Raw genomic sequence first — 18441 nt, 5'->3', positions numbered from 1 at the left:
CGCCTGTGGCTAAGAAAATTTCCAAAGAAAGCAGGTGCAAGGCACTGCTGGGTATCTTGCAGCGTGAGCGTGGCTCGCTGGCCACTGAAGAGCTTCACGCTCAACAGGCCCATTGGATCGAACAGGTCCCCCATCTCAAAACTACATTGCGCGACCTCCAGAACCTCGCATCGGAGGGACTGGTCTCTGGTGAAAAGCCGGTAGGGCAAAAGTCGTATCGCTGGAAGCTGCGAAAGGCTCGGCTGGATCTCGCACTGACGCCATCTGAATCAATGACGCTGGAAGCCATGCTGCAGCATGCCGAGCGTTTCGGATTCAAAGTGGTTGCTGATCAACTCGTGGAGCTCCGGAACTACGCGCTTGGGGTGATTGGCCGAAATTCGAAACACGACCTGGTCGGCCAGGGCAGAATCACTACGGGCACTCGCTTCATGACCCTGCTGCCCGGCGCTTATGATCCAGCTCACCTCGAGACGATCCAAGCGGCGATGCTTGAGGGCCAAACGCTAAAGGTTGTTTACAAGCCCCGCGATGTTGGCGATATCGAATGCACCTACATCTTGAAGCCGCTCGCCCTGTCATTCCAAGACTCCAACATCTATCTCTCGGCCTTCGTCGAATCCGAACAATGGCCCAAAGATAAAGCGCCCGAGCCGAATGCCCCGCGCGGGAAATACAGCAGCAATGGCCCGGACAAGCAGTGCGTGCTCATGCTTCATCGGATGGTCGGCGTTGAGACCTATTGGCGTGACACGCCTGAGCCGGAGGGTTACCAAGTTGGCTCGTTTGAGGTGCAGCGAGATCTCATGACCATTCACCACGAAGTGCCAATTGGCTTGCGGCTACGCCTTGAAACCAACCTCCTTAACCGCCTCACGGAAAACCCGCTAAGCGAAAATCAGCAGATCGAGCACGTCCCTGGCGGAGCGATTTTGCAATGCACTATTCAAGATACCCAGGGCCTGCGCCTGTTCTTGATGAGTAACGCTGACGAAATTGAAGTTATGGGGCCCGACTACCTTCGCGAACACATCAAGCATGCATTGCGTCGGGCCCTGAAAATGTACGCTGGCGACGAGCTGTGATACCCCGCAGCGGCAGATCAGGTCGAAATGATCGACCTGGTCAACGCCTCAGTAACCTTCCATGAACAACGTCGCCTCAAGATGTCGCAATCTGTACTGCTCGGAGCCTGCCTGGTTCAGAGCCACCAACATGGCCTGACCCAGCGCATTGGCGTCGAGTTGAGCCGCCCAGCAAGTGTAGGCATTGCGCCAGACCATACTGGTCGACCGAGGGCGCGAGCCGCCGCGGCCAGCAACGCGGCCCAGTGCCGGGTAGCGCTGGCGCAACAGCGCGACGTCATTATCCGTTAGTGCCTGCTCGGCCAATTCGAGCAATGCCGTTGCCACCCGCGAGTCATAGATAAGGAAATCATCGGGATAGAACATTGCGTACAGCTTGGTCCAGGCGCCATTCATTGCGGCTGCCTGTTTGCGGCTGCGACGCTGGGCGAGGCGCAGGTTGTCGACCACCACCTGGGCATCTTCAGTGGGCACGCGCACCCCGCCCCACGCACAGATTTCAGCGAACAGCTGAAGCACTGCGTCGGCATTGCGGTCCAGATCCTCAGCCAGCAAACGCGCCCGCGCAATGAAATCGTCCAGAACCTTTTCAGTGGCAATGTAGCCAGTTGCCGGGGATGGCCAGAAGTAAGTGTCCAGGCGAGCCTTGAAGCCCGTCACCGGTTGCTCGGGATAAAGCGTTCGACGCTTGCGGTCGAAGATCTGGAAAGGTGTCTGAATCAGATGATTCATCAAATGCGCTTCGATGCTTGGTGCGGCCTGCAGGTTCGCCTGTGCGGCCACCGGCTGGGGTGCTTCGGCCTCCACGGCGGTTTCCTCCTGCTCGGTCAGGCCTAATACTTCATAGAGCCCCTCGGCAATACGCTTGTACTGCGGCGCCTGGCCTGCCTTGACCCAATGGCCCGTGCCTTGGGCCGCATTGGCCATCTGCGTGCGGATATGGCTCTTCTTGAAGAAACCAAAGCCAACCCGATAACACTCAACGTTCCCTTCAAGTGTCTGGCGAATGACTCGACGGTCCTCTCCCAGCAGGTCCGTGGCCCGAAGTTGACGAGGCAAAGCCCCCTGCTCCACTTCCAGAACGATCGACTCGTACAGCGTCATTGAGCTTTTCCTTGTATTTCGAATACGACTGCAAATAGCCACTAGCGCCTATATCGGCAGCATCCATGCCCGCTACAGTGCACGGCCGCCTGCACGATGGCCCTCTGCCATGGCCAACACCGCCTTACCTTGGTTAAGCTACCGCCACTTACGCATCTGCAGATGTGCGCACAAAGTGGCCAAGCAACCGAAGGAACGACCATGGCAGCCAGCAGCAATTTCGCCTTTCTTCAGGAACATGACCCCGTGTTCCTTCAGCTTGCGCGTACCGCCGAGCAGGCATTCGCCAGCGATCCAAACACCACGCTGATCAAACTTCGCCAGCTCGGCGAAGCCTTGGCCCAGGACTTGGCCAGCCGTGCCGGTATCGTGTTCGAAGCCCACACCACCCAATCTGACCTGCTGTACAAGCTCAGCCGTGAGATCCAGCTGGATCAGAACATTCGCAACCTGTTTCACACCTTGCGCGTGGAAGGGAACAAGGCCACTCACGAGTTCCGCACGCAGCACCGCGAGGCCATGGATGGGCTGAAGGTGGGGCGTGCCTTGGCTATCTGGTACCACCAGTCATTTGGCAAGAACACCGCTTCGTTCAAGCCCGGGCCTTTCGTTACACCTAGCGACCCAAGCACTTCGCTACGTGACCTGCAAAGCCAGATCGAACAGCTCAAGGCGCAGCTCAGCGAGTCCAGCCAGCAGCTGGAAAGCAATCAGCAACTTGCCACCCTGCTCAAGCGTGAAGCAGAGGAATATGCAGTCCTCGCCGAGCAGATGGATGCCGAGTCGAGAAATCACAAGCAGTTGGCAGCAGAGCACGAAGCGGCTTTGACCAAGTTGCGCGCAGAACATGAGCAAAGCCTGAAGGCACTGCAGCAGCAAATCGCCGCACAGCCGCAGGCCAGCAAGGACGTTGCCGAAAAAACCAGGAAGGCCAGCAACAAGTTCCAGCTGTCGGAGGACCTTACCCGCATCCTCATCGACCAGCAGCTGAACGACGCAGGTTGGGAAGCCGACTCTCTGGAACTGACCTACAGCAAAGGTGCACGCCCGGAGAAAGGCAAAAACAAGGCAATCGCCGAATGGCCCACCAGTAGCCCGAAAGCCTGCGCCGACTACGTACTGTTCGCCGGCCTGGTACCCATCGCCATTGTCGAAGCCAAACGGCAAGGCATCGATGTTGCCGACCGGATCACCCAAGCCGAGCGGTACGCTCGAGAATTCAGATTCTCTGCCGAACATGTACAGCCCTGGCCGCTGGCCGGCCAACCCCAGCCTTGGGTTGATGGCAGCAATGGCCACTTCCAGGTGCCCTTTGCCTTTGCCTGCAATGGTCGCCCCTATATCAAGCAGCTTGCTGAACAGTCTGGTACCTGGTTCCGCGATTTGCGCAGCCCTGCCAATACCCGTCGGCCATTGCAAGACTTCCACACACCTGGCGACCTCCTCGACCTGCTCAAACGCAGCAAGGCAGAAGCCGAGGAAAGGCTGGCAAAAGAAGGCTTTGGCTATCTGAAGTTGCGCGACTACCAGGAGAAGGCCATCAAGGCCGTCGAACAGGCGCTGGCCGGCAACCAACGCAATTGCCTGCTGGCGATGGCGACAGGCACCGGCAAGACCCGCACCATCATTGGCCTGATGTACCGCTTCCTCAAGGCAGAACGTTTCAAACGTATTCTGTTCCTGGTAGACCGCAGCGCCCTTGGCGAGCAGGCCATTGATTCGTTCAACGACACCACGCTTGAGCAGAACCACACCCTGGCCCAGATCTACGACATCAAGGCACTGGGCGACATGGCTGCCGAAGCGCAAACCCGAGTTCAGGTGGCCACGGTGCAAGCCATGGTCAGCCGCATTTTCCGCTCGGACAACCCGCCACCTGTAGGCGAGTTCGACTGCATCATCGTCGACGAGGCCCACCGGGGCTACACCCTCGACCAGGAGATGACCGAGGGCGAACTGGTCGTGCGCGATGCCAGCCAGTACCTCTCGCAGTACCGTCGCGTGCTGGATTACTTCGACGCCTGCCGTATCGGCCTCACGGCTACGCCCGCAAAACAGACCAGCGAGATTTTTGGCAAGCCGGTGTTCACCTACAGCTACCGGGAGGCCGTGGCCGATGACTGGCTGATCGATCATGAGCCACCAATCCGCTACGAAACCCAGCTTACCCAGCGTGGCATCCACTATGAGAAGGGCGAGTCGGTCAGTGTCATCAACGCCCAGACCGGTGAAGTCGATACGACGGAACTGGAAGACGAGCTCAATTTCAATATCGAGTCGTTCAACCGCCGCGTCATCACGCCTGCCTTCGACAAGGTCATCTGCGATGAGCTGGCCAAGGAACTGGACCCGTTCGGCGAAGAGAAGACCATGATCTTCTGCGTCAACCAGGCCCACGCAGAACGCGTGAAAAACCTGCTGGATGACGCCTTCAAGGCCGCTTATGGGGAGCAATACAACGAAGCGACCGTGCGCATCATTACTGGCCAGAGCGATCGGGTCGAGCAACTGATTCGCTGCTACAAGAATGAACCGCACCCGAGTATCGCCATTACCGTAGACCTGCTGACCACCGGCATCGACGTGCCGACCATCTGCAACCTGGTGTTCATGCGCCGCGTGCGCTCGCGCATCCTCTATGAGCAGATGAAAGGCCGGGCTACCCGACGCTGTGACGAGATAGGGAAAACGGTATTCCGCATCTATGACCCCGTCGACCTCTATGCCAGCCTGGAAGAGGTCGACACCATGAAACCGTTGGTCAAGAACCCGAATATCTCCCTGGAGCAATTGGTGGGTGAGCTGACTGACGACGCCAGCCACGACGCCCCTGGCAGCCAGGAAGACAGCAGTCACGCCCATGACGTGCTCGACCAATTGAATCAACGGGTCATGCGTATCCTGCGCAAAGCCGAGCACAAGGCCGAAAACAATCCGGCCATCAAACAGAAGCTCGATGAATTGCAGCAGTCCTGGGGCGTCGAACCCGGCAAACTGCATACCCATTTGCACGAGCTTGGGCCGCAGCAAGCTGCCAACTTCGTTCGCCAACACGGCCAACTGATCAATCAGCTGGCGGCTGTCAGTGCCCTGCTCGGGTCGGAGCGGTATCCGATCATCTCTGCGCACGAAGACGAGTTGGTGGTGCGTGAGCAGAACTACGGCAACTATGGCAAGCCGGCTGACTTCCTGGAAAGCTTCCACGAGTTCATCCACAAACAGCTGAACCAGTCGGCCGCGCTAAGCGTTGTGGTAAACCGCCCCAAGGATCTGACTCGCGAGCACTTGCGCGAAGTGCGGTTGCTGCTCGATCAGAACGGTTTCAACGAAGCCAGCCTGAAAAGCGCCTGGCGTAATCAGACCAACCAGGAAATCGCGGCAAGCATCCTTGGGTATATTCGCCAGGCTGCTATTGGCGAGGCACTGTTGCCGTTCGATCAACGTGTGGCAGAAGCCATGAAACGCATTTATGCCATGCAGGCCTGGACCCCAGTGCAGCGCCGCTGGCTGGATCGCCTTGCCAGGCAGTTGGTGCATGAGGTGGTGATCGATACGCAGCAAGTCAATGACGCATTCCGGGTCGATGGCGGCATCAGAGGCCTGGACCGCAATCTTGGCGGTAAGCTTGATCAGGTGCTGGAAGCGTTGAACGATAATTTGTGGTCGGCGGCTTGAAGCGTTCTATTCACTCGAAGGCCAGTCAGCAGGTGTCCATACTGCGCCCCGGTCGAGCGGAAATTCGTGTTATCCGCTCACTGGGCCAGTGCCCGAATCAGCTTGCAAAACAGACCTGCCGTGCATAACCTCCCCCGCAATACACCCGCCATGCCTATGGTTGCTCCGGCAGCTACGCACACATTGAGCGGGTTTTCTTTGCCCGGCAGCTTTCCAGCAAAACCGGCCTCGACATTCCTTTGCAATTCGCGCTGCTCAAGCAACGCGGGCTCGCATTCCTATCTTTTTTGAGAGTTACCATGACCAACTCCGACATCGTCCAGAAGCTCTGGAACCTGTGCGACGTACTGCGCGACGACGGGATCAACTACAGCGATTACGTCACCGAACTGGTACTGCTGCTGTTCATCAAGATGGAATACGAACAGGTCCAGAACAACGACGCCTTCAACCACAAGCTGCCAGTGGGTGCACGCTGGCCAGACCTGGCGGGTAAATCCGGGCTCAACCTGCTCGACTACTATCGACAAATGTTGCTGGACCTGGGCAAAAACAGCGACCCGCTGATTGCCGCCATCTATGCCGACGCCCAGACCCGGCTCAAGGAACCGCGTCATCTGGAGCAACTGATCAAGAGTCTGGATGGCATCGACTGGTTCAGCGCCCGCGAAGATGGCCTCGGCGATCTCTATGAAGGCCTGCTGGAGAAGAACGCGAGCGAGACCAAGTCTGGTGCTGGCCAGTACTTCACACCGCGTCCGTTGATCGACAGCATTATCCGCTGCATCAAACCGCAGCCCGGTGAAACCATCCAGGATCCGGCCGCTGGCACCGCAGGCTTCTTGATTGCCGCTGACGCTTACATCAAAAGCCAGACCGACGACCACTACAACCTCGACGAAAAAGCCCGCAGCTTCCAGCGCAATCGCGCCTTTGTCGGGGTGGAGTTGGTGCCAGGTACTCGCCGTCTGGCGTTGATGAACACCTTGCTGCATGGCATGGAAGGTGATGAAGAAGGTGTGGTGCACCTTGGCAACGCCCTGGGTCAGACCGGCGCTAACCTGCCCAAGGTCGACGTCATACTCTCCAACCCGCCGTTCGGTACTGCCAAAGGCGGCGGAGGCCCGACCCGCGACGACCTTACCTACCGCACTAGCAACAAGCAGCTGGCGTTCCTGCAGCACATCTACCGTGGCCTCAAGCCCGGCGGCCGCGCTGCCGTAGTTCTTCCGGACAACGTGCTGTTCGAGGCTGGCGTCGGCACGGATGTGCGTCGCGACCTGATGAACAAATGCAACCTGCACACCATCCTGCGTCTGCCGACCGGCATCTTTTACGCGCAAGGCGTGAAGACCAACGTACTGTTCTTTCAGAAAGGCAGCCAGGACAACCCGCGCCAGGACGAAGGCTGCACCCAGCGAGTATGGTTCTATGACCTGCGCAGCAACATGCCCAGCTTTGGCAAACGTTCCCCGTTTGGGGCACAGCACCTCGAGGCCTTTGAAAAGGCCTATGGCGTTGACCCGAATGGCAGTAGCCCGCGTGCGGAGAACATCGAAGGCATCGGCGAACTGAGCCGATTCCGCGTGTTTAGCCGCGATCAGATTCGCGAGCGCGGAGACTCGCTAGATATCAGCTGGCTGAAGGACAACAGTAGCGTCAACGCGGCCGACTTACCCACCCCGGAAGTGATGGCCGGAGAAGTGATGGCCGAATTGACCGAAGCGCTGCGAGAGTTGGATCAACTGATGTACAGCTTGGGCGCAGGGGACGAAGCTACGGCGCAGAAACTACTCCTGGCAGAAGTGATGGGATTTTCTGCAAGCGAGGAGGACGTATGACTAATGGGGCTACCACGAATTGGTTACCTGTCAGCTTCGATGATGTATTCACTCAAATCTCCACGGCAGGGAAGAAGGTAAAAACCGCTGACGCTCTGGCTGAGGGTAGGTTCCCCATAATCGATCAAGGGCGAATATTCATTTCTGGCTATCTGGACGATGCGAGCTTGGTCGTGGCGGAAGATAGTCCACTGATAATATTCGGCGATCATACGCGCGAAATTAAGTGGATAGATTTCGCGTTTATTCCGGGCGCGGACGGGGTAAAAATTCTCAGGCCGAATCCTGAAATGAATGCCCGTTTCCTGTTTTTCTTTTTGCGATGGTTACCAATTGAGAGCAAAGGATATGCACGACATTTCAAAATTGTAAGAGATGCAAGATATCTGGCTCCGCCGCTTGAGGAGCAAACCCGAATCGCTGCCCATATAGACAAATTGCTGGCTCAAGTGGAAACCCTGAAGGCCCGTATCGACGGAGTACCAGCGTTACTCAAAGGCTTTCGTCAGTCTGTCCTCACCGCCGCCGTTTCCGGGCGGTTGACGGAGACGTGGCGGGACGGGCATACCCAAAAATCCAGCGGAGTAGAGATATCACCGGCGGGGTGGACAGAAACCACATTTGGGGATATCTGCAGAGAAATCACCGTTGGTTATGTAGGAAAGATGGCCAATCAATATCAGGCGCAGGGAGTTCCGTTTCTGCGCTCCCAGAATGTAAGGCCTATGAGATTTTCGTTAGATAACATTCTCTATATCTCGGAGGAGTTTCACTCATCAATCATAAAGTCTCGGCTTGAGCCTGGCGACTTGGCAATCGTTCGTTCGGGCGCCCCGGGAGTTACGTGCGTGATTCCTGAGTCGCTACCCATAGCTAACTGTTCTGACCTTGTAATAGCCCGACCATCGGATAAGCTAAATTCTGGGTTTGGCTGCATCTACATGAATTCTGAAGTAGCACAGCGAAATGTTGCGGAGAACCAAGTAGGTGTTGCACAGCAGCACTTCAACGTTGGCTCGATGAAAAGGATGCCGATCAATCTGCCACCACTGGCCGAACAAATCGAAATCGTGCGCCGCGTTGAGCAGTTCTTCGCCTTTGCCGATCAGTTGGAAGCCCGAGTCAAGGCTGCCCAAGTCCGTGTTGACCGTCTGACCCAAAGCATCCTTGCCAAGGCCTTCCGAGGCGAACTAGTGCCACAAGACTCGAACGAAGAACCGGCCAGTACGTTGCTGGAACGAATCAGGGCCCAGCACACGGCCTCTCCTAAAGCCAAACGTAGAAGGAAGGCGCTGGCGTAAAGCCGAAAACGTTTGATGCTCAAGGTGCTCCTAATAGACAAGAAGTTTGAAGCCACTTCCTTAACGGAATAATGGCTTCAAACTAGGCATACGGCGCGAATGATACTCTTAGCCCTACAATCTTGGTGCTTCAGAACTGCCAACTTCGGTCTTCAACAAACGCCGGCCAGATTTCAGCAAACGGTTCACTGAGATTTGGGAAGACAACGGCATCCACCGATTTACAAGAAAAAGGCCAACTGCCATCATCCAGCTCCCGCCTAGCTACGAATCTCATGTCGTGAACCCTCAATTCAAGTTCCATACCCTCCCCCAACGCTCCGGTGAAGTTGCCAACGTCTTCATTCACGGTTACTCCGCCGGCCACGACATGGAAGACCGTTGTGCGTTGCGCAAGTGCATTCCGTCCTCCCTGCACAATTGCATCAACATCTTCGCCTTCTGGCCGTCGGGGCACTGGAGCCAGTTCGACACAATGACCAGTGGCGGTGTGTCGGCGCTTGCCCGGTTCAACGTGCTCGCCGGCACTGTCGCCGCGGTGGCCGATCGGGCGGTGCACTTCAACACCAGCCGCAACCGTGCCACAGAGATGGGCAAGACACTGCTTCAGCAACTTGAGCGCTATCTCTTCCAGCACCACCCTTACATATCGCGGGTGAATCTGATCGGCCACTCTCTGGGCGGTCGAGTGGTAGTAAGTGCCCTACTCGACTCGATGAAAAAGCCTACCGACGGCAACCTGGAGATTGGCGACGTGCTGTTGATGGCGGCCGCCACCGAACTGTCGGGGGATCAAGCGTTCGCCATCGGCAAGCGCATCAAGGGCAAGCTCTACAATGCCCGTTCAAGCGATGACTACGTATTGCTGTTGAACTTGGGGGAAAGCAGTGCGGGCCGGCAAAAAGTCGAACACTGCGAGGATGTGCCAATGCCCGGCTTCAGCCATACCGACTATTGGCCCGGCCTGGAAAAGGTTCTGCGTGCATCAGGTTTCCAGGGCTACAGAGGCGGGATACCCGCCCTGAACCAGCCCCAGCCAACGATCGACAAACCCGACCCTGTCGTCACCGACCACCTGCTTTACGACCTGCTCGAACTGACCAGTGGCCGGATCCGCGATCAGGTCGTCAAGCACGTACGCAGCAGCAGCTGGGCGAGCCTTGAGATCGACAACTCGGTTTATCCGCTGGCCAAGGAATTCCAACTGCTGGGCGGCCACTGCCTGGTCAATCTGGCGCGAGGGCGTGGCCTCAAGTATGTGCAGATTCTGCTCATGCTGGCCGAGCATTACGACTTGGAGGCAGAGCTGCACGACTGTGCGCAGGTGATCGAAATGGAGGCGCTGCTCATCAGCAAGTGCTTCCGCTCTTCATTCGGCGAGGGTCATGTGCTGGCGGCAAGGAAGGATATCGTGGCGCAGATGGATGCCATGTCCGAGAAAGGTTATTTCGAGCAGGTCGATGCGTTGGCGGCAAGCCTGACCATGACGTCCTACTTCTCGACGCCTGAAGCGCCCAGGCCCGAATACCGCAAGGCTGCCCCTGCAAAAGCCAGCAAAGAACTGACGCTGATATCCGCATCGGCAATGTCGACGTTGGCTGATCTGATTCCGACCCAGCGCATAAAGGCTGCGGTGACCAATCTGAAGAGTGCGGTAAAGCCAGGTTACTCAGCTTTGATTCCCGCCGTTGCGATTATCTTCTACGCCCGCTTCAAGCTCGATAACGAAGGGTTGCTCTGACGCTTTGAAAAACCCTGGCCAGCCTTGTGGCTGGCCAGGCTCGGCGGATCAGACCACTCGATACTCGCCTTCGATCACAGACTGCGAGCCAAACGCCTGACTCAAATGAGCCTCAAGTTCTGCCAACTGTGCCTGGCGCTTGCTCAGGCTCTCGAGACCGGCTTGCTGCTCTGCCAGGATTTTCTCGAACGCCATGATCTGCGGGGCAAAGACTTCTATGACTTTGTCATGATCCTGAAGCAACTTCATCGGCTCGGCAAAATGGGCTTTGACCATTTCTCCCAAGTCATTCTGCAGCTGCTTAAGCTCAGTCTCGGCCCGCTGTTGCTGGACGACGCTGATGACATCGGTCAGCACCTGGATACCTGCACCGATCGGCCCGGCCCAGCGGCTGATGTTGGCGGCCAGTTTGGTCGCCTCCCAGGGTTTGAACTTGTAGACATAACCGGTGAGGTTTTTCAGGGTCTCACGGGCCAGGAACACACCGTTCTTGATGCTTTCGACCGGGATCTTCGACACGGCAGTCAGTGCGCGGCTCGATGCAGTCAGCGCCGAGGCGGTGATGCTGTCGGCGAAATTCGAAGAGCTGTCCAGCTGATGCTCAATCTTCGCGCTGATGCCACTCATGATGCTTGAAGATTGGTTGAATGCCGTGCGGAACAGGTGATCGATGCGAAAACGCAGCTTTTCGCCGATGTCATCTTTGGAGAAGCCGATTTCCGCCTCAAGGAAAGCGCGCACCTGATCTCGGGGCAAGGTGCGAATGCTGTTCAGCAGATCAGCTTCAAGATTTTTCAATTCATTGAAGAGGTTGTCCACAGTGGCCAGGACTTTTCTCCTGCCCTCGTCGATGTCCTCCTGAATACGTTTCGCGTCCTGACGCTGGTTACTGGCCAGCAGCTCGAACTTGATCAACTCATCCTTCGCTGAGGTAATTTTCTTGCCCAGCACATCGCGCACGACATCGATGCCGGTCTTTCTGATCAGGGTTTCACGGCCGCTGCCGTCAAGTACTTGCTGAGTAACTTGCTTGAGCTCGCTGATCCGCGAACGTTGGTCATACAGGTCTTTTTGCGCGAGCCAGAACTCCAGGCCACGACTGTTCGGATTAGAGGCAACACAGACCACGTTGATCGCTTCACGCTCGGCAGCCGTGAGGTCTACGAAGCGCTGCAGCTTGTCCAGCAAGTTGTTCTTCTTGATGGTGCTCTGCTGCTCGAACTCTTCGGCATCGCGCAGATCGGCCACTTCATCCATCTTGTTGATGACGAAGATGGTCGAGCTCAGTTTGTTCAGGTCGCGCAGTACCCAACGCACGATGTCCTGGTGGCTTTCCTTGAGCGGGTTGGTGGCGTCGACCACGTAGAAGATCAGGTGTGCTTCGGAAATGTAGTTCTTGGTGATATCGCCGTATTGCACCAGTGCGCCGCTCTCTGCGGCCTTTTCCTTGTCACCGAACAAGCCGGGGGTATCGACGATTTCGCAACGGTCCTGAAGGTTGTCCGGGCGGTAGATCGCCAGCGCGTCCGAGGACTCGTTGGTGTCGATCTTCATGTCCTTCATGACCTGGCCCAGCCAGCCAGCAACCACGCTGGTCTTGCCGTCGGAGAAGGCGCCCAGCAGGGCGATGCGCAATGCATCTGACTGCACATCGCCAATAGCTTTCTTGATCTTGTCGATGTCCTGGGAGACGTCTAGCCCCAAACTTTCAAGCGCTCCCACCAGTTTCTGGAGGTTGTCGAGCGACTTGATGACCTCGGTCTTGCTGGCATTGAACTGCTTAAATTGTTCCATGAGGTTTCGCTTCCACTTGATTTTTCAGTGCCTGGATTGAGGCAATTTTTTTGTCGAACAAGGCTGTGATGTCGGCCATTTTTCGCCGCTCGTCTTTCAACTGGGCGAGCGTGGTTTTCTCGATCTGTTCCTTGATGTTCGCCACCATGGTTTGAGTATCCTGATCGAACGCTTCCTTGCTGGCTAAGTGCTGTTTCTTGATCGCATCGCTGACTTTGCCTTGAGCTTCAAGGATTTTCTTGTTGCGTCCACCTAAGATGTAGCTCAGACCAGCGGCCAAGAGCCCTACAACACCACCGATGACTGCGCCGACAATATTGCCCACACCCGGTACGAACGAGCCGATCAAAAGTCCACTCGATGCATATTTACCGATACTCAGCAGCAGCCCGCCGACGTCTGAAAAATTGAAGCTGATGGCATCCATCGCGCTGGAAAGCGACAGCGAATTACTGGCTGCCTGACTCAAGCGTTGCTGGAAATTCACGCGCTCTGCGTTTTCCTGCAAGCGTTTGAGCGCCCGCCCTATCGCTTGCGAGATGCCCTCTACCAGCTCCTCCTGAACCGTTTCAAGTTCTTGCGCTAACTTCTCCTGCCCCTCCTCGACGAGTTGGTTGATCACTCGCTCCACATCGTCTTTGTCACTGAAGTGCTCTTGCACAGCGGCGCACGCTGCCTTATTCAACTCGGTGAAAAATGTATCTAAGGCATTGCTGCGCCCGGCACTGAAATTGCTCTTCAGGTCTTCGAAACTCTTGCGAATTACGCCCTGGCAATCCTCGATCTCCGCGCCCATCTTGCCGGAGAACGCCTGATGCTCATCCCGCTGCTTCTGCAGGTCATTCACAGTGTCCTGCAGCAAACGCAGCACCTTGCGCTTGTTACTTTCAACAATGTCGACTTCAAAGTTGGCGCAACCATCACCAATGACTTTGTGCAACTGATCAAGCTGGCTGAAGTTGCGCATCGCCTGCTGGCTGGCAAAGTCCTGCTTGTAGGCGCGCTGCGATTTGATCAGATCGGTGCGGCTCGGATGAATGCTGCTCAGGCCACGCTCATCGAATGCCACACCGGCAAAACCGAGCAAACCTTGCAGGCTCTGGCATCCACTGACGAGTTCCGCGCCAAGAATGCCTTCAAGCACTTCGCGCGTTTGCTCACGGGTTTCGACGGCGTCTTTGTGGGTACGCTCCAGCGCTTCACGGTCTTGGTCGTACTCGTAGGAGTCAGCCTTGCCGCGCAGGTTGCAGATGGCGTAAACCTTGGCATCACGGTTGAGGTAATGCTTGATCTTCTCGGCGGTTTTGTTCTCGGGCTTCTTGTTGGTGCCGTTCACATAGAACACCAAATGGGCCTTGGCGATGGCCGCTTGAACCATCGCTTCATACTTCGACTCGTTACCCTCGATGCCCGGCACGTCGATCAGTTGAAAGCTCTTGCCCTGGTGGCTGAACTGATAGATCACGTTGTCCTGGGTGAAGTCTGCCTGGCCAGTGCCGACAATTTCGCCATCGACCTGGCCTGCAGTGCGCTGCAGGCGCTCGAGTTGTTGCTGTTGTTTCAGCAGGGTTGGCAGCCTGTCGCTGACCAACTCGCTCAAGGAATGTTGTTCGCGCATGAGTTGGGTCCGGTTTCTACGGTAGGGAGGTAACTACAGAGCCATCGATGCCCAGGCTTACAGCAACTGCGCGTAGCCCAAGGCACCGGCGATGACACCGATCACCACACCACCTACCAGTCCGATCACCAGCTTCAATTTTGCCTGTTGCTCCAGCGAAGTGCGGGCAGCTTCGCTCTGGCGCAGGCATTCGCTCAATTGCGATTGAGCGGCCTGCAACTGAGCCCCTTGCTCCGTAAGTTGCTGCTGGCTGCGCTGGAAGTCTGCGCGCACACCCTGCAACTGCTGGCCAACTTGCTGCAGTTCGCCCTGGTTTCTGGCCAGCTCTCTCTGGCTATCCGCCAGACGCGTTTCAGTGCCCTGCAGCGTCTGCCGAGTGCTGTCCAGATCGGTTGTCGCAACACTCAGGCGCTCTTTGCAGTAAGCGTAATCCTGCTGAGTGTGTTCAAGCTGCTGACGCGTGCTTTGCAGATCACGTTGGGTCTGGTTGACCAACGCGCCGATGTCGTCGCCGAGCGTGGCAATGTCTTCACAGAAGCTGACATAGCGGGTGCTGAGCTCTTCGATAAGTTCGTCGCTTTTGCTCGAGAACACCGCCTGGATATCGCTGGCAGTCGCCTGGTTGCGCTCAATCAGAGCCTGGCGCTTCTTCTCTTCGAAAAGGATGCGCAGGCTCTCGATGATGGTGCTCTTGCCTGCGTTGGTTTCACCGAAGAACGCAATGGTGAAGTTCTCCCATTCGGCGTGCTTTTCCAGGTAGGCAATTTCGCCGTCGAAGCGCGACTTCATTTCACCGAGCTTTTCCTTGACGCTTGCAAGGTGCGCATTTCCCTTGTCATTGCTGACATCCAGTCTGGAGACATCGTCCAGGGCAGTGGCAATGTCGCTCGCTACCCGAGCGTAAAGCTTGGAGAAATCTTGAGCCTTACTCATATCGTTCCCTAATCGTCCTCGGCCGGATCCAATTCGCCCGGAAAGTTGCATTTTGCCACTACGACTGTCAAGTTCACTTGGGTCGCATCGACACCCACCATTTGGCGAGTATTTGCTGTATCGGCCCGCTCAGCACTTTTCTGCATAGAGGGCCGCCACAACGTGGGCAGCACTCGTACCACTGCCCTGGTGACAAGACGTCGCTGGCGGGGGCGACAGTCTTGCTCCAGCTGCATTTCGAGCATTCAAGCCTGTAAGGCATCGGACGAATCGGCATCGGCTCTCCCCTTCATCTGCCATCAACTCCTGCGCACTGGCTGTTAACGTGCCATAGAGACTCGTTAGCTTTTTGCCATTAATCGACGCGCATCACTCCGAACCTGCTGCTGCCTCCCGCGCCTCTTTCTCGCGCTTCATCTCGCTGTACTCGCGGTACAGTTCATAACCCTTGGTGGCGACCACGATAAAACCGACAACGGCAAAGATATTCTTCATGGCTGATCACTCCTGGTTGATCGACTGTCTGCCAATACCCTAAGCAAAAAGCCACCATCCCGTCCAAGCTGTGCATTAACACAGGTAAACAAACACAGCGGATTTCGGATCATCGGACACACCACACGCTTCGACATGCACTGTTAACCCCGACCACGTGTAAAGTTTTCAGCCATTGTGTTTTGCGTCACGCCGCCCTCCTGTTGCAGAAACGGGCGACTCAGCAATACGCCAACCACCACCGCCAACAGCAACGCGCACGCCCCGGCAACCTGCAACAACGCCTGGAACCCGCCCATGAACGCCTCACGTGCCAACGGCGCCGCCGCTTCACGCAAGCCCGGCGGCAGCAACGCCAAAGCAGCCTGCAAGTCACCCGCAGCGACCCGCGTGGCCATCTCCCCCACCTTGCCGACCTGCTCAGGCGCCAAGCCCACCATGGCCTCGCGCAACAACTGCCCACTGCGTGCAGCCAGCACACCCCCGAGTACACCAATCGCCAGCACAATCGCCCCAAAACGCGTAGTCGTACTCAACCCAGAAGCCATCCCCGTCCGCTCCCGCGGCACACAAGCCATGATGTTCTTCTGGGTATCCCCATTGAGCAGCCCTGCCCCTGCGCCCAACACCAAGCTGGCCAGGGCAAACACCACATACCCGCCAATCCCAACAGCCCAGGCACACAGCAGATTCCCCAGCCCTACCAACACCAACCCAAGGGCAAACACCTGCGCCGGGCTCAAACGCTCAGCCAAACGCATCCCCCACCGCGGCGTCAGCAACATCGCCACGGCAAACGGCAACATCCCCGCTCCCGCCGCCAGCGCCGACAGTTGCAGCCCGTTCTGCAGATACAACGGCAACAGCGTCATCATCACCTGCGCACAAGCGGCATAGGCGAACATGCCCAGCAATGCCCCAATAAAGCGCCCGCTGCGCATCAACTGCAGATCGACCATGGGCCGTGGCTGGCTCCGTTCGACCATGATGAACAGCCCCAACAAAAACGCGCTGATCAGCAGCCGCCCAAGCGTATCCACACTGGACCAGCCAACCTGGTTGGCCTCGATCATTGCCCAGATCAGGCAGCCCAGGCTGCCAGCGAAGGTCAGGCTGCCCATCGGATCGAGCCGGGCGGCATCGCTGTCGCGGGACTCTTCGATACTGCGCAACACCATCAGCGCCAGCACCGCCGCCAGCGGCAGGTTGATGTAGAAGATCCAGCGCCAGCCGAGGGTGCTGGCGATCACGCCGCCGAGCAGTGGCGCGAAGGTGATGGTCGCGCCCATGCAGGCACCCCAGAATGCCCAGGCGCGCATGCGTTCCTGGGGTTCGTGGAAGCGGTGGCCGATGGCGGCCAGGGCCGAGGTCAGCAGCATTGCCGCGCCTACGCCTTTGGCCGCGCGGGCCAGGTCGAGGAACAGCAGGCTGGGGGCTGCGCCGCAGGCCAGTGAGGCAATTGCGAACACGGCCAGGCCGATCAGCAGCATGCGCTGGCGGCCGAAGCGGTCGGCCAGGCTGCCGGCGGGCAGCAGGCAGGCAGCGAAGGCCAGCAGGTAGGCGCTGACCACCCACTCGATATCGGCGAACGAGCCGGACAGGTCGCGGGCGATGCTGGGCAGGCTGACGGCGACGATGTTGGTGTCGAGGATGATCAGGGCGCAGACCAGGGAGGCAGTAAGCAGGGTGAAGCGTGCAGAGGGCATGGATAGGCTCCGAGGTTTGAGCTGGTTGGCTGGCCAGTGAGATCGCCGGGGCTGCTTTGCAGCCCTTTCCGACCGGTCCGGCGCCCCGGCAAGGCCGCTCCTACAAGGGAACGCATAGCCTTGGGGGCGCTGGCTTGCCGGCGATGGACCGCGCAGCGGTCCCCTGCAATGTCACTGGCAACCTTGTCGTGTTGGACTCACCTTAATGCCAGCAGCCCCGAAGCTTGTTAGCCTCAAGGGACCGCGTCATTAGCCTGCAGGTAACACCGCATGGAAATCCGTCACTTCCGCTACTTCCTCTGCGTCGCCCGTCACGGTCACTTCACCCGTGCCGCCGAGCAGCTGGGCATCGCGCCGCCCACGCTCAGCCGGCAGATCCAGGACATGGAGCGCGAGCTGGGCGTGCGGCTGTTCGAGCGCAATCAGCGCGAAGTGAACCTCACCGCCGCCGGGCAGGCGCTGCTGATCGAAGCCGAGCAGGCAGTGCGCCAGTTCGATGCCGCGCAGCTGGGTGCGCAGCGCGCCGGGCGCGGGGAAAGCGGGCGTATCGAGCTGGGCTACGTGGCGTCGGCGGCGTACTCGGGCATGCTGCAGCGGCAGGTGATCAGCTTCACCGATGCTCACCCCGACGTGCGCCTGAACATCCGCGAACTGCCCATGACCGACCTGCCGGGCAGGGTACGTGATGGCCTGCTCGACCTGGCCTATGTGCGCTCGCCGATGGAGTTGCCAGAAGAACTCGAAGCCATCGCCTTGCATCAGGAGGGTTTCGTGCTCGCCCTGCCCGCCAGTTCGCGGATCAACGAGCTGGCGCAGATTCCGGCCGCGCGCCTGGCCAACGAGACCTTCATCCTGCCGGAGCAGATTTCCGGCACGCTGGAGGCGGCGGCGCAGGGTGGTTTCGTACCACGGCTCGGGCCACAACCGGGCAGCCTGGTGGCAGTGATTACCTTGGTTTCGCTGGGGCAAGGGATCGCCGTGGTGCCAGAATCGGTGGTGCAGCGCATCAGCCTGCCGCAGGTGAACTACCGGCGGATTGCCGATTGCCAGGCCAGCTCGTGGTTGAGCCTGGTTTACCGACGCTTCGAGAAAGCGCCGGCGGTGAACAGGTACATCGAGATGGTGGGCGATTAGTGGCCGAACAATTT

12 protein-coding genes are annotated in these 18441 nt (G+C 57.9%); 6 read left to right on the top strand and 6 right to left on the bottom strand.

Annotated elements, in window-relative coordinates; all coding sequences use genetic code 11:
- The first annotated feature begins 5 nt into the window (after window positions 1-5).
- Window positions 6-1085, top strand: coding sequence for a helix-turn-helix transcriptional regulator (locus tag BUQ73_RS01905; RefSeq protein WP_237772737.1), 1080 nt, complete (start codon window positions 6-8; stop codon window positions 1083-1085).
- 48 nt (window positions 1086-1133) lie between these two features.
- On the opposite strand, the gene BUQ73_RS01900 is transcribed toward BUQ73_RS01905, so the two are convergent.
- Window positions 1134-2189 (bottom strand): hypothetical protein, encoded by a 1056-nt coding sequence (locus BUQ73_RS01900; protein WP_079226456.1) that lies wholly within the window; start codon window positions 2187-2189, stop codon window positions 1134-1136.
- 201 nt (window positions 2190-2390) lie between these two features.
- Between BUQ73_RS01900 and hsdR the strand changes: the two genes are divergently transcribed.
- The 4 genes from hsdR to BUQ73_RS01880 all read left to right on the top strand — a co-directional run bounded on the left by hsdR (window position 2391) and on the right by BUQ73_RS01880 (window position 10747).
- Window positions 2391-5864, top strand: coding sequence for a type I restriction-modification system endonuclease (gene hsdR, locus BUQ73_RS01895; protein ID WP_079226455.1), 3474 nt, complete (start codon window positions 2391-2393; stop codon window positions 5862-5864).
- Between the two features lie 299 nt (window positions 5865-6163).
- Window positions 6164-7705 carry an N-6 DNA methylase gene (locus BUQ73_RS01890; RefSeq protein WP_079226454.1) on the top strand — a complete coding sequence of 514 codons (1542 nt, stop codon included), beginning with the start codon at window positions 6164-6166 and terminating at the stop codon, window positions 7703-7705.
- Complete coding sequence (locus tag BUQ73_RS28545; protein WP_237772736.1) at window positions 7702-9006, top strand: restriction endonuclease subunit S; 1305 nt, start codon at window positions 7702-7704, stop codon at window positions 9004-9006. The genes BUQ73_RS01890 and BUQ73_RS28545 overlap by 4 nt, the downstream gene beginning before the upstream one ends.
- Window positions 9007-9286: 280 nt before the next feature.
- Window positions 9287-10747, top strand: coding sequence for a DUF726 domain-containing protein (locus tag BUQ73_RS01880; RefSeq protein WP_079226453.1), 1461 nt, complete (start codon window positions 9287-9289; stop codon window positions 10745-10747).
- 48 nt (window positions 10748-10795) lie between these two features.
- Here BUQ73_RS01880 and BUQ73_RS01875 read toward each other — a convergent pair whose 3' ends face one another.
- The 5 genes from BUQ73_RS01875 to BUQ73_RS01860 form a co-directional block, all read right to left on the bottom strand.
- Window positions 10796-12541, bottom strand: coding sequence for a LeoA/HP0731 family dynamin-like GTPase (locus BUQ73_RS01875; RefSeq protein ID WP_079226452.1), 1746 nt, complete (start codon window positions 12539-12541; stop codon window positions 10796-10798).
- Window positions 12528-14159: a dynamin family protein gene (locus BUQ73_RS01870; RefSeq protein ID WP_079226451.1), complete on the bottom strand. Its 1632-nt coding sequence runs from the start codon at window positions 14157-14159 to the stop codon at window positions 12528-12530. The genes BUQ73_RS01875 and BUQ73_RS01870 overlap by 14 nt, the downstream gene beginning before the upstream one ends.
- 57 nt (window positions 14160-14216) lie before the next feature.
- Window positions 14217-15143, bottom strand: a complete 927-nt coding sequence (locus tag BUQ73_RS01865; protein ID WP_237772735.1) for a hypothetical protein — start codon at window positions 15141-15143, stop codon at window positions 14217-14219.
- 318 nt (window positions 15144-15461) lie between these two features.
- Window positions 15462-15587, bottom strand: a complete 126-nt coding sequence (locus tag BUQ73_RS28810; RefSeq protein WP_265349607.1) for a hypothetical protein — start codon at window positions 15585-15587, stop codon at window positions 15462-15464.
- Window positions 15588-15730: 143 nt separating this feature from the next.
- Window positions 15731-17293, bottom strand: a complete 1563-nt coding sequence (locus BUQ73_RS01860; RefSeq protein WP_079226449.1) for an MFS transporter — start codon at window positions 17291-17293, stop codon at window positions 15731-15733.
- Window positions 17294-17563: 270 nt separating this feature from the next.
- On the opposite strand from BUQ73_RS01860, the gene BUQ73_RS01855 reads away from it, so the two are divergent.
- A complete protein-coding gene (locus BUQ73_RS01855; RefSeq protein WP_079226448.1) occupies window positions 17564-18427 on the top strand; it encodes a LysR family transcriptional regulator in 864 nt (287 codons plus the stop codon).
- The last annotated feature ends 14 nt before the right edge of the window (window positions 18428-18441 follow it).

Origin of the sequence: Pseudomonas putida (genome assembly GCF_002025705.1) — a bacterium.
In the GTDB taxonomy this organism is placed as follows: domain Bacteria; phylum Pseudomonadota; class Gammaproteobacteria; order Pseudomonadales; family Pseudomonadaceae; genus Aquipseudomonas; species Aquipseudomonas putida_J.
Note: the sequence above shows the minus strand (reverse complement) of the source record. Positions and strands in the feature narration are given on the sequence as shown.

What these genes read in the sequence shown, in the direction of transcription:
- BUQ73_RS01875 (WP_079226452.1), bottom strand. Translation starts at nt 12,541, where the DNA reads ATGGAACAATTTAAGCAGTTCAATGCCAGCAAGACCGAGGTCATCAAG.
- BUQ73_RS01900 (WP_079226456.1), bottom strand. Translation starts at nt 2,189, where the DNA reads ATGACGCTGTACGAGTCGATCGTTCTGGAAGTGGAGCAGGGGGCTTTG.
- BUQ73_RS01870 (WP_079226451.1), bottom strand. Translation starts at nt 14,159, where the DNA reads ATGCGCGAACAACATTCCTTGAGCGAGTTGGTCAGCGACAGGCTGCCA.
- hsdR (WP_079226455.1), top strand. Translation starts at nt 2,391, where the DNA reads ATGGCAGCCAGCAGCAATTTCGCCTTTCTTCAGGAACATGACCCCGTG.
- BUQ73_RS01860 (WP_079226449.1), bottom strand. Translation starts at nt 17,293, where the DNA reads ATGCCCTCTGCACGCTTCACCCTGCTTACTGCCTCCCTGGTCTGCGCC.
- BUQ73_RS28810 (WP_265349607.1), bottom strand. Translation starts at nt 15,587, where the DNA reads ATGAAGAATATCTTTGCCGTTGTCGGTTTTATCGTGGTCGCCACCAAG.
- BUQ73_RS28545 (WP_237772736.1), top strand. Translation starts at nt 7,702, where the DNA reads ATGACTAATGGGGCTACCACGAATTGGTTACCTGTCAGCTTCGATGAT.
- BUQ73_RS01855 (WP_079226448.1), top strand. Translation starts at nt 17,564, where the DNA reads ATGGAAATCCGTCACTTCCGCTACTTCCTCTGCGTCGCCCGTCACGGT.
- BUQ73_RS01890 (WP_079226454.1), top strand. Translation starts at nt 6,164, where the DNA reads ATGACCAACTCCGACATCGTCCAGAAGCTCTGGAACCTGTGCGACGTA.
- BUQ73_RS01865 (WP_237772735.1), bottom strand. Translation starts at nt 15,143, where the DNA reads ATGCAACTTTCCGGGCGAATTGGATCCGGCCGAGGACGATTAGGGAAC.